The 11,331-nt window shown below is 62.6% G+C and carries 12 protein-coding genes and 1 tRNA gene; 6 read left to right on the top strand and 7 right to left on the bottom strand.

Features of this window, described 5'->3' with window-relative positions; genetic code table 11:
- Positions 1-33 precede the first annotated feature (33 nt).
- From ACIPUD_RS13500 to ACIPUD_RS13510, 3 genes are all read right to left on the bottom strand, one after another.
- Positions 34-990 (bottom strand): Bug family tripartite tricarboxylate transporter substrate binding protein, encoded by a 957-nt coding sequence (locus tag ACIPUD_RS13500; protein WP_446480821.1) that lies wholly within the window; start codon positions 988-990, stop codon positions 34-36.
- A 17-nt stretch (positions 991-1,007) separates the two neighbouring features.
- Entirely contained in the window at positions 1,008-1,790 is a 783-nt protein-coding gene (gene hisN / locus ACIPUD_RS13505; protein ID WP_018453346.1) for a histidinol-phosphatase, read from the bottom strand.
- Between the two features lie 535 nt (positions 1,791-2,325).
- On the bottom strand, positions 2,326-3,216 hold the full coding sequence (locus tag ACIPUD_RS13510) for an N-formylglutamate amidohydrolase (protein ID WP_018453348.1): 891 nt from the start codon (positions 3,214-3,216) through the stop codon (positions 2,326-2,328).
- A gap of 359 nt (positions 3,217-3,575) precedes the next feature.
- Between ACIPUD_RS13510 and cpdR the strand changes: the two genes are divergently transcribed.
- Positions 3,576-3,935 carry a cell cycle two-component system response regulator CpdR gene (gene cpdR / locus ACIPUD_RS13515; RefSeq protein ID WP_007597092.1) on the top strand — a complete coding sequence of 120 codons (360 nt, stop codon included), beginning with the start codon at positions 3,576-3,578 and terminating at the stop codon, positions 3,933-3,935.
- A 73-nt stretch (positions 3,936-4,008) separates the two neighbouring features.
- A tRNA-Val gene (locus ACIPUD_RS13520) sits at positions 4,009-4,083 on the top strand.
- Positions 4,084-4,271: 188 nt separating this feature from the next.
- Here ACIPUD_RS13520 and ACIPUD_RS13525 read toward each other — a convergent pair.
- A complete protein-coding gene (locus ACIPUD_RS13525; RefSeq protein WP_204512440.1) occupies positions 4,272-4,796 on the bottom strand; it encodes a nuclear transport factor 2 family protein in 525 nt (174 codons plus the stop codon).
- A gap of 216 nt (positions 4,797-5,012) precedes the next feature.
- Between ACIPUD_RS13525 and ACIPUD_RS13530 the strand changes: the two genes are divergently transcribed.
- Together ACIPUD_RS13530 and ACIPUD_RS13535 are read left to right on the top strand one after the other, a co-directional pair.
- Positions 5,013-5,498, top strand: coding sequence for an L-2-amino-thiazoline-4-carboxylic acid hydrolase (locus tag ACIPUD_RS13530; protein ID WP_018453351.1), 486 nt, complete (start codon positions 5,013-5,015; stop codon positions 5,496-5,498).
- Positions 5,495-5,755 (top strand): hypothetical protein, encoded by a 261-nt coding sequence (locus ACIPUD_RS13535; protein ID WP_018453352.1) that lies wholly within the window; start codon positions 5,495-5,497, stop codon positions 5,753-5,755. The genes ACIPUD_RS13530 and ACIPUD_RS13535 overlap by 4 nt, the downstream gene beginning before the upstream one ends.
- 135 nt (positions 5,756-5,890) lie before the next feature.
- Here the strand turns inward: ACIPUD_RS13535 and ACIPUD_RS13540 are convergent, their stop codons facing one another.
- Positions 5,891-6,028 carry an NUDIX domain-containing protein gene (locus ACIPUD_RS13540; RefSeq protein ID WP_018453353.1) on the bottom strand — a complete coding sequence of 46 codons (138 nt, stop codon included), beginning with the start codon at positions 6,026-6,028 and terminating at the stop codon, positions 5,891-5,893.
- Positions 6,029-6,147: 119 nt separating this feature from the next.
- On the opposite strand from ACIPUD_RS13540, the gene ACIPUD_RS13545 reads away from it, so the two are divergent.
- The gene (locus ACIPUD_RS13545) at positions 6,148-6,570 is read left to right on the top strand and encodes a RidA family protein (protein WP_018453354.1); all 423 of its coding nucleotides are present in this window, start codon (positions 6,148-6,150) and stop codon (positions 6,568-6,570) included.
- 68 nt (positions 6,571-6,638) lie between these two features.
- On the opposite strand, the gene ACIPUD_RS13550 is transcribed toward ACIPUD_RS13545, so the two are convergent.
- A complete protein-coding gene (locus ACIPUD_RS13550; RefSeq protein WP_026232518.1) occupies positions 6,639-7,730 on the bottom strand; it encodes an enolase C-terminal domain-like protein in 1,092 nt (363 codons plus the stop codon).
- A gap of 178 nt (positions 7,731-7,908) precedes the next feature.
- On the opposite strand from ACIPUD_RS13550, the gene ACIPUD_RS13555 reads away from it, so the two are divergent.
- The gene (locus ACIPUD_RS13555) at positions 7,909-9,471 is read left to right on the top strand and encodes an adenylate/guanylate cyclase domain-containing protein (protein ID WP_446480822.1); all 1,563 of its coding nucleotides are present in this window, start codon (positions 7,909-7,911) and stop codon (positions 9,469-9,471) included.
- Between the two features lie 233 nt (positions 9,472-9,704).
- Here ACIPUD_RS13555 and ACIPUD_RS13560 read toward each other — a convergent pair whose 3' ends face one another.
- Entirely contained in the window at positions 9,705-10,928 is a 1,224-nt protein-coding gene (locus ACIPUD_RS13560; RefSeq protein ID WP_446480823.1) for an ABC transporter substrate-binding protein, read from the bottom strand.
- Between the last annotated feature and the right edge of the window lie 403 nt (positions 10,929-11,331).

Raw genomic sequence — 11,331 nt, forward strand, 5'->3', positions numbered from 1 at the left:
TTTCCCCTCCCTTTAGAAGAGGTTAAGACGCAGCTACTTCGCCGTCTCCACGCCAGCGTCCTTGATCACCTTCGCCCATTTCTTCGTCTCGTCCGCGATGAATGTGCGAAAATGCTCCGGCTCATCGCCGACCAGCGTCGCGCCCTGGGCAGCGAGCTTTTCCTTCACCGCCGGATCCGCCATCGCCTTCGTGGCCAGATCATGTAGCGCGGTGACGATCTCCTTCGGCGTGCCCTTCGGCGCGACCATGCCGTACCAGTTCTCGATGCGCAGATCCGCAAAGCCCGCTTCTGTGGTGGTCGGCACGTCAGGCGCCGTCGGCGAACGCTCGGCGGAGCCGACCGCGATCGGTCGCAGGGCGCCCGCCTTGACCTGCGGCAGCAGCACGGGGAGGTCCAGGAACGTCATCTGCACCTGCTGGCCCAGCAGATCGTTCACGGCGGGCGCCGCGCCGCGATAGGGCACGTGCACGATGTCGATCTTGGCCGTCAGCTTGAACAATTCACCGGCGAGATGCGGCAGGCTGCCGGGTCCGGAGGAGGCGAAGTTGAGTTTTCCCGGCTGCGCCTTGGCGAGCGCGATCAATTCCGCGATGTCCTTTGCGGGGACGTTGGTGGCGACCACCAACATTTCCGGCACGGTTGCGACCAACGTCACGGGCGTGAGGTCGTTGAGCGTATCGTAGGCGACCCTTTCCATGCTCGGGCTGATCGCCAGCGCGCCGGCGCTGGAGATCGCGATGGTGTAGCCGTCAGGTGCAGCCTTGGAGACGGCATCGGTGCCGAGCACGCCACCCTGGCCGCCGCGATTGTCGATCAGCACCGGCTGCCCTGACAGTTCCGACATGCGCTGGCCGATCACCCGCGCGATGATATCGTTGGGGCCGCCGGCCGGAAACGGCACGATCAGCTTGGCCGGGAAATTCTGGGCGGAGGCGAGCGTCGGAAAAAGAAGCAAGGCCGCGAGAAGGAGCGTACGCCGGTTGGTCATGCAGGCTCCTAGATCGCCTAGCCGTTGAGCAGTTTCAGTGCTTCTTCGTGAACCCTGGCGTCGCCGGCCGCGACGATGCGGCCGCCGCCCTGGGCCGGCTTGCCTTCCCAGGTGGTGACGACGCCGCCGGCACCGGTCACGATCGGGATCAGGGCTGCGATGTCGTAAGGCTTCAGCTCGGTCTCGACCACGAGATCGACGTGACCTGCCGCCAGCATGCAATAGGAGTAGCAGTCGCCGCCATAGCGCGACAGCCGCGCGCCCGTTTCGATGCGGCCGAAGATGGCGCGGTCGCGCTCGCTCATCAGCAGCGGGCTGGTGGTGTAGGTCGTCGCCTCCGACAGCAAGGCGCAGCGCCGGACCTGGAGCCGGCGCTCGCCGGACGGGCCTTTATAATGAGCCGAGCCGCTGTCGCCGGAAAAGCGTTCGCCGATGAAGGGCTGGTGCATCATGCCGTAGACCGGCGTGCCCTTGTGCAGGAGCGCGATCAGCGTGCCCCAGATCGGAAAGCCGCCGATGAAGGATTTGGTGCCGTCGATGGGGTCGAGCACCCAGACATAATCCGAATCCTCGCGCTCGTTGCCGAATTCCTCGCCGACGATGCCGTGCTGGGGAAAGTTGGCCTTGATCAGACGCCGCATCACCGCCTCCGCGGCGCGATCGGCCTCGGTCACGGGGTCGAAATCCTTGGTCTTGCTCTTGTCCTCGATCGACAGCGAGGTGCGGAAGAACGGTAGGATGGTTTCGCCGGAGGCGGTGGCGAGCCGTCCGATGAAGGCGGAGAAATCGATCACCGTCACGGCGTATCCTCAAAAAGCGAAAGTCGGGCGAAGCTCACTCCTGCCTAGCTCAAATCGGAAGAATCGTGCAGCGCTGTCTTGCTTTTGCACCCTGGTATTTTGGATGCCGGATGCGTCCCTCCTTCAAAGAACTTGGCTGGCCAAAAATCGATCATTGAGTTGAAACCTTAGTTCCGGATCTGCCTCGTTCGTATGCAAATGACTATCAACCCATTGAATTTCCTTATCAAAGGAACTGAATCTGGGTTTCTCTAGAAGCAACCGAGCTATGTCCTCATTGCATGGGAAACCGGTCGAAAGCCCTTGCACTTTGTGCGTCGCGGCCGCATATTGTTGCGGTGCGGTAGCGCTTCTCGCGTTACTGCTGCCCTCCTTGGGCGTTTCCTCCCTAGACTTGGGCCGCTTCTTCATTAGAAGCGGCCCTTTTTTCTTTCAGCCTCTGCTTTCTCTCGGCATCGGCTTTCATTTCGATGCTCGCCGCGAAACGCATTCGCGCTGATCGCACCAACACAATTGTTCGAAGAAAACGTCGCGCCTATTCAGCCGCGGCCTGGAACGGGCCGAGATCGCCGAACGGGACCGTGGTCGCCAGCACGTCTGCGAGCACGCCGAAGTCCGACGCCACTTGTGCAAAGCGCGGACTGCGCTCGCGCCGCCGCTCGTCCATGTAGATTGCGCGGTTGAGCTCGAGCTGCACGGCATGCAGGCCACTGGCCGGGTTACCGTAATGCTCGGTGATGAAGCCGCCGGCGTAGGGCTTGTTGCGGCCGATCGAATAGCCGAGGCCGGCCATGGTCTCCTCGACCCGGTCGGGCAATAGCGGCGTGCAGCTCGTGCCGTAGCGGTCGCCGATGACGATGTCGGGCCGGCGCGGCTCGTCGCGGGAGACGCCGACCGAGGGCATCGAATGGCAGTCGACCAGCACGACGGTGCCGAACATCTGGTGCACCTTGTTGATCAGCCGGCGCAGCGCGCGATGATACGGCTTGTACAGCGTCTCGATCCGCCCCAGCGCGTCGTCGACCAGGATGCGCTCGCGATAGATCTCCTGGCCGTCGCCGACCACGCGCGGAATGGTGCCAAGTCCGCCGGCAACCCGCATCGAGCGGGTGTTGGCAAAGCTCGGCAGGCGCCCGGTGAACATCCGGGGATCGAGCTCATAGGGCTCGCGGTTGACGTCGACATAGGAGCGCGGAAAGTTGACCCGCACGGTCGGAAAGCCGCGCTCGCTGAGATGGCCGATCAGCTCGTCCATGAAGGAATCTTCGGAACGCCGCAGCGTCGGCAGGTCGATCCTGGAGGCGCTGAGGAATTCGTCCGGATAGGTCGAGCCGGAATGGGGCGAGTTGAAGATAACCGGCGCGCGCCATTGCGCGGGCTCAACGATCTCGAAGGCTGGCGACTTGTCGCCGTCAAACCGGGTCATCTTCTCAGGCTTCGTCCCTTGGTGTCAGGCCCCTTGGCAATCAGGCTCCGCCTCTCGGTATCAGGCTTCGCCCTTGGCGCATTGATTCGGCCGATCGGGCGGCTCTTATGTGTCGTCATTGTCCGGAATCGCAACCATCCTGCCAAGCGAAAAGATGAGATCTGCGCTGGAACATGTCTTAACCCTGCGGGCAGCGAGGTGGGGACCGGCAGGTACGGCTCGATTGCTTCGTGCCGTATTCCGGTTCACAAGAGTCCGGCAGCGCGAGCTGCGGAGGGTAAAGATTTTCACCCCAAATTTACCGTCCGTCGGGCTTAGTGACCTCCGCTGATATCCTCTGGGGATTCGACATTTCCGCCATGCCAAAGATCCTGCTCGCCGAAGACGACAACGACATGCGCCGTTTCCTGGTCAAGGCGCTGGAAAACGCCGGTTTTCAGGTCTCGTCCCACGATAACGGCATGGCCGCCTATCAGCGGCTACGGGAAGAGCCGTTCGAGATGCTGCTCACCGACATCGTGATGCCGGAGATGGACGGCATCGAGCTCGCCCGCCGGGCCTCGGAACTCGACCCCGACATCAAGATCATGTTCATCACGGGCTTCGCCGCGGTCGCCCTGAACTCCGATTCGGATGCCCCCAAGAACGCCAAGGTGCTGTCCAAGCCCGTGCATTTGCGCGAATTGGTCAGCGAAGTGAACAAGATGCTGGCGGCCTAAATCGGCCCCCTTCCGTCCTTGCACCGGCTCCCGTGAGCCGTTATAGGGACCCGACCCGATCTAGAGACATCTAGGGCGCGTAGCTCAGCGGGAGAGCACTACCTTGACATGGTAGGGGTCACAGGTTCGATCCCTGTCGCGCCCACCATCCTTCGCTCGCGATAGCCGAGTGAAGGATGCCACGCCGAAGCCCAACGGGCGCAGGCGGGCTGCCGCCGCGAGCTTCGGCTCGGAAGCCACCAATCTCATTTTGGCGAAGCGTGTCCGGCGTAGCTCGAAGAGCGGACACGGACTGGAGCGGCAGCCTCCTGCGCCGACACACAGCCACTAAATCCCCTATTTCAGTTCCGTATTCGCGACCGGAAGGATTGAGGCGACGTGCCAGCCGTCCGCATCCTGAACGTAGGTCTGGCTGATCAGAAACGTATTTTGTTGTGGCGGCTTGCCCGGAAGGCCGCGCGTAAAGACGATCGGCACGAGGATCTGCATGATCTCGTTCGAGATCACGGCGACGCGGAATTTCGACATGTCGGGTTCGAGGTGCCAGGTGCCCTCGTAATAGGTCTTGAAGCGTTCGGCGACCTCATCGCGACCGCGCGTCTCGATGTTTCTGGCAAACAACAGCGTTCCGGGTGAATTCAGGAGCATGGCCTTCATGGCGTCCGCATCATGCGCATTCTGCGCCGCGATGAATTTCTCGAAGATGGTTCGTGCTTCGGCATCATTTGCGGCAGCCTGCGCGCCTCCGGCCGGCCAGAACGTTGCGGCGAGAAACAGCGCTGCGGCAAACGCCGCAACTTGAGGGCGCCGTGAAAACACTCGTGGCGTGAAATTGCCTGAAGGCATTTTGGGTCGGATCATGGTCACCTCTGGTCATTTGCCGGCGGAATTTGAATGGTGAGCGTCATACCATTGTGGCCAGGTCGATGTTTTCAGGATTGCACGATCGGCGATGACCCCGACATCACGGAAACGTAGACTTCCGGATGCCACGGGACCAGGCAAGCAAACCCTCGCCGCGAGCAGCGAGTTGAGTTATCGTCTTGTGGTGTGAAGTAACCCGGATGAAGGTTGCCCATGAGCGTGTCCGTCATCGAGCAGGCAAAGATCCAGGCGCAGGTGCTGGTGCCCCTGGTTAAGGCGTTGCAGGCCGAACTCGGCGAGGCGCGCGCCAATGCATTGGTGCGCAAGGCGCTTGGCGACCTCTATCGCGGCTTCGGCGAGGAATTCTGGAAGGCAAAGAACAGCACGAACAACGAAGCCGATCTCGGCAAGGCCGTCGCGTCGGCGTTCAAGACCTATGCCCGAGACGACGCGCTCGCCTATGACATCATCGAGCAGACCCAGGACGCCTTTGCGTTCGACGTGACGCGATGCGCCTATGCCGAGTTCTACAAGGCGCTGGGCGAGCCGGAGCTCGGTTTCCTGCTGGTCTGCACCGCCGACTTCGCGACCGCTGATGGATTTGGCGCCGACGTCAGGCTCACGCGCACGCAAACCATCATGCAAGGCGCGTCCCATTGCGATTTCCGCTACTGGCGCGACGAGCGCGGATCAAAATGAAGGGAATGCGGGTGATGCGGGCGAGCTATGTTGCCCTGATGGTGCTGGCGCTGATGTCGTCGCGCGCCGCTGCTGCGGTCATCGACTGGCAGGCCGAACTGCAGCGCTGCCGCGCATTGCGCGAAAGCGTGGCGCCGCTGCTTCAGGCCGGCGAGGGCATCTCGGCCGTCGGCCGCTCCAACAGATCCATCCGCCGCTGCATCTGGATCCAGCGCATCGCGGTGCGCAGGAAGATTCCCGGCGCGGAGGTTTGGTAGCGTAGCTGGTCATGCAGCGCTGCTGTCTCACACTCCGTCATTGCGAGCGCAACGAAGCAATCCAGACTGTTTCCGCGGAGGGGGTCTGGATTGCTTGGCCGCGCTCGCAATGACGATGTGGAAGCAGCAACGTGTTCAGCTCATCGCCTTCACGATGGAGATTCCGATACCGAGCTCCTCGTGGAACTTACGCACCAGCGCGGCCTGCCAGCTCTCGCCGAACTCGATCTCGCCGCCGATCGCGACGACGCGATGTGCGAATGAAGGCGCCATGTGGTCATGGGGGATCGTTATCGTGCACCACCTCGGTGCAATGCGCAGCTTGATCCGCGACTCCCCGCCTGCCATTGTCCGCCCACCACGCCAGCGAGAAATGAAGGCAGGTTATCGATATGAGCAGCGTGAACAAACCAGGTGGCAACTACTTGCCGGTGATCATCCATGGTGGAATTGCGTATGTCAGTGGTCAGCTGCCGCGTCGCGGCGAAGCCCTGCTGTGCTCCGGTAAAGTCGGCGCAGGTGTCGATGTCGCCGCCGCACAGGGGGCGGCGGCCCTCTGCGCAGATCTCTGCATTTCGGCCATCAATCACGCAACAGGTGGAGAGGACAAGATCGTCCAGGTCTTGCAGCTCGTTGGATACATCGCCTCGGCCCCTGGATTCACTCAGCAATCGCAAGTCATGAACGGCGCTTCCGACCGGTTGATCGAGCGCCTAGGCGATCGCGGTCGTCACACGCGTACATCTGTCGGCGTCGCCGAGTTGCCGCGGGGTGCACCGGTCGAGCTGAGTATGATTGCCGCTGTTCAGTCGTAGGAAGGCATGCCGTTCGCTGATCGTCAGCTTCGACGTTCGCACTTCGATACGTCGCGACGACACGCGGTCTATTCGACCAGATACTTCTTCACCGCAGCCTCGTCCCACGCGATCCCGTTGCCGGGCTCCTCGTTCGGCAGGGCAAAGCCGTCCTTGATGATCAGCCGCGTTGAAAGCACTGCGTCGGCCCAGTCGACATATTCGAGCCAATGCGCGGTCGGCGTCACGCACAAAAGATGCGCGCTGACTTCCGAGAACAGATGCGTCGACATCTCGATCCCGGCGGCATGCGCCAGCGCGGCGGCGCGCAGCCAGCCGGTGACGCCGCCGATGCGCTGCACGTCGGGCATCACGTAGTCGCAGGCTTCGGCTGAGAGCGCGGTCTGCATCGCGAAGGCGCTGTCGAAATTCTCGCCGATCTGGACCGGCGTGCGCAGCGCATCCGCGATGCGGGCGTTACCCTCATAATCGTCGTGACGGATCGGCTCCTCGATCCAGGTCAGGCCCTCATCGTCGAGCATCTCGCCACGGCGGATCGCCTCGGTGGCCGTCAGCGCCTGGTTATAGTCGCACATCAAGGTCACGTCGTCGCCGACGGCCTTGCGCACCGCGCGCACCACCTTCAGGTCTTCCCGTGCATCGGGACGGCCGACGCGGATCTTTGCGGCCTGAAAGCCCTCGGCCAGCAGCTTGTGGGCTTCCTCCACCGCGGCACCCGCCGGCATGATGCCGAGCCCCTTCGAATTGTAGGCCCTGACCGGTCTTGGCGCGCCGCCGAGCAGCCGCGCTAGCGGCAGGCCGCGTGCGCGCGCCAGTGCGTCCCATGCCGCCATGTCGATGCCGGATTGTGCCAGCCGCTGCAGGCCGGCGAGCCCCAGCAGGGTGAAGCGCTGGGTCAGCTTGCGCTCGATCTCGAACGGTAGCAGCTCGTCGCCCGCAAGCAGCTCCGACATTTCCGCGACCATCGCCGTCAGCGGCTTCAAGGCCGATGGCGTGATCGAGAACAGATAGGCGTGCCCCTGGACGCCCTGGTCGGTCTCGCAGTCGATCAGCACCAGCGGTGCCTTTGCGACAGCCCCGGTCGAGGTCTGGAGCGGGAGGTTCATCGGCACGATGACGGAGCGCGCATTGAAGCGCTTGATGCGGATGGTCTCGGCCATTTGGTGGATCTCCTGGCGGAGTGAATGCAGATAAATGCCGATCTTAAACATTCGCCATGAAACGAAAAGCCGCTTGGCGCGACCACCATAAAATGGGGTTGCGCGGGAGCGCGTTTATTGGCTCTGTTCCGCAAATCGCCCCGAGTTCGAGACAGGAACGCAATCACGGAGCCAAAGAGTGAAGCAAGAGATCTCCGAAGAACAGCGCAAGAGCGGCATCCTGACCGGTGCCGCGATCGCCTTCCTGCTGCTCGCCTTGCCGCTCGCGGTGTGGCTGGACCTGACCGAACTCAGCAAGACCGCGCTGCGCCGGCAGGCGATCGACCTGAATTCGGTGATCACGAGCGTGCGCAGCTACTACGCGACCAACGTGGTCGGGCGCATCATCGCCAATCCGAACGGTACGACCAGGGTGATTCACAACTACGAATCCATCCCCGGCGCGATCCCGATCCCGGCGACATTGTCGCTGGAGCTAGGGCGGGTGATCGGGGCGCAGCAGGAAAACATCACCTACCGTTTCGTCTCGGACTTCCCGTTCCAGAACCGCGCCCCGCACCAGCTCGACAAGTTCGAGAAGGACGCGCTCGAATCGCTTCGCAACGATCCCGAGCAGAAGATCGTCGACACCGAGACCTCGCTGTTCAACGACAAGGTCCGGCTGATTGCTCCGGTGACGATGGGCCCGGCCTGCGTCAGCTGCCACAACAGCCACCCCGAGAGCCCGAAGAAGGACTGGAAGGTTGGTGACGTCAGAGGCATCCAGGAGGTGATCATCGCCCAGCCGATCGCCGCCAACATCTTCTCGTTCAAGTTCCTGCTGGCCTATTTCCTGATCGCCGCCGGCAGCGGCCTGTCGTTTCTCTCGCTGCAGCGCCGCCAGGCGAGCCGTATCAAGGGCATGAACAAGGAGCTCGAATCCGCCAACGACTTCCTGGCTTCGCTGTCGATGAAGATCTCGCGCTACATCCCGCCGCAGGTCTACAAGAGCATCTTCTCCGGCCAGAAGGACGTCACCATCCACACCGAGCGCAAGAAGCTCACCATCTTCTTCTCCGACATCCAGAATTTCACCGCGACGGCGGAGCGGCTCCAGCCGGAGTTGCTGACCCAGCTCCTCAACGAATATTTCACCGAGATGTCGGCGGTCGCCCACGAATTTGGCGGCACCATCGACAAGTTCATCGGCGATGCCATGCTGATCTTCTTCGGCGACCCCGATACCAAAGGCGACCGCGCCGACGCGCAGGCCTGCCTTCAGATGGCCTGGCGCATGCAGCACCGGCTCACCGAGCTCAATGCGAAATGGCGCGCCTCCGGCATCGAGCTGCCGTTCAAGGCCCGCATGGGCATCAATTCCGGCTATTGCAATGTCGGCAATTTCGGCAGCAGCGATCGCATGGACTACACCATCATCGGTGCGGAGGCGAACCTCGCCGCGCGCCTGCAATCGATCGCCGAGCCCGGCGGCATCGTGCTGAGCTACGAGACCTTCGCGCTGGTCAGCGACATCGTCCGCGCCCACGCGCTGCCCGCGATCACGATGAAGGGCATCAGCCGCGAAATCATTCCCTATTCGGTCGACGCGCTGAACGACGCGGCCGCCGAAAGGAGCGGGATCATCACCGAGCGAGCGCCGGGGCTGGAGCTCTATCTCGACCCCGCCGTGGTCAAATCCGGCGACGCGGCGCGGGTGCGCTCGCTGCTGGAGAATGCGCTGGCCTCGCTGAACCCGGCGTGAGGAGCACGCGCGTTGCCGTCTCCCATCGAGAGAGTGTGCCGTGTGGCACCCCCTCCCTAGCCCTCCCCCACAAGGAGGGAGGGAAACACATCTTTAACGTGGCGACGTTGTCCAACTTCGCGGAAAGTCGATCATGGTGCGACGCTGCTCCGTTCTCCGCTCGGCTCCCTCCCCCCCTTGTGGGAGAGGGCGGGGGAGAGGGGTAGCCCAGCAATAGGTGGGCCCGAGTCAACTCACCGCGCCGCGCCTTCCGTGAAGGCGGTTTCGATCACGTCGCCGAAGGGTTGCCAGGAGCGGCCGTCGAACTGGACCAGCCGCATCTGCCGGATCGGCAGGTAGCTGTTTGGCGAGGTGTTCATCCTGATGTTGGGCAGGGCGACCGAAGGCTGATAATTCCTCAGCGAAGCCGCCTGACGCATGATGTTCTCGCGCGAGAGGTCGTCGCCGCATTGCTTCAGCACCTGCGTCAGCGCCTCTGCCGCGGCGTAGCCATAGAGCGCGGCGCTGCTGTTGGTGCTTTCGTCGTGATGGTATTTGTCCATGAAAGTGAACCAGTCCTTCATGGCGGGATCGTCCTTCCATGCGGGATCGCTCGGGTCCTTCAGAAAGGCCGCCGAGATCACGCCGGAGGAATTCTCCAGGCCTGCGGGCGCCATCGCATTGGCGATTGAGGCGGAGGCGTCGTTGACGATGAAGACCGGGCGCCACTTGAGCGACGCCGCCAGCTTGATCACCTTGGACGCCGTCGACGGTACACCGAGAAAGACGAAGATATCGGCGCCGGCGCGCTTGAGGATCGAGACGTGTCCGTCGAGATGCTCATCGGCAATGTCGAAGGCGATGTCGACGAGGACGAGACGGTTCAGATCGCCAAGACCTTCCTCCAGGCCCTTGAGAAGCGCACGCCCGAACTGGTCGTTCTGCCAGAGCACCACGATCTTCTTCCTGGGATAATAGGCCTGGAGATAGTTGGCGTAGATGCGCCCCTCCGACCGGAACGACGGCTGCCAGCCCATGGTCCAGGGAAACGCCTTGGCCTGGCTCAGCTCCTCGTCGCCGGAGGCGACGAACAGTTGTGGGATCTTCTTCGCGTTCAGATACCAGCGCGTGGCGAGATTACCGGGCGTGCCGAACGATCCGAACATCAAATGCACGTCGTCCGTCTCGACCAGATTGCGCGTCAGCTCCAGCGCGGTCGTCGGATCGGAATTGTCATCGCGCGTGATGAAGCGGATCTTGCGGCCGTTGATGCCGCCGCGCGCGTTGACCATGTCGAAATAGGCCGCTTCCGCCTGGCCGATGGCGCCGAATTCGGACAGCGGTCCCGAATACGGCATGACATTGCCGATACGGATTTCGTTGTCGGCGGTGGGTTGATCGGCGCGCTCCTGCGACATCGCCCCGAGCGATGCCAGGGCAACCATCAACACGAACAGCATCCTGCCGGAGACGCGCATGCCCGATACCTTGACGTTGGCCCCTCATCGAGGTCGGCTCAATCCGCACCAAGGCTGCTTGATCTAGGTCAAGCGTTTGTCAAAGCTGTGGCGCGGTGCGCAGCTGGAGGGCCGGACGAAACGGCAGGCGTGCTGACGCGCCGACTGGGGCGCGCCGCTAGGGCAGCCCGCGGACTTTGAACTCCATCTCGACCCGGCGGTCGTGAAATCGGGCGATATAGCCCGGGTGCGCTCGCTGTTCCGCACTCGTCCGATGAAAAATGAATCGATCTGTGAAAGATCATGTTTGGGATAGCGGGCCGTAATTTGGATGGTGGTCTATATTGACCGGTGGCGGCAGAGCTCTCGGTTCCATGATGGTCCATCACCGCCCGCATCGGCGCCCATCGGTGACTGAGAGTAT

The sequence above is a fragment of the Bradyrhizobium sp. CAR08 genome, assembly GCF_052871955.1.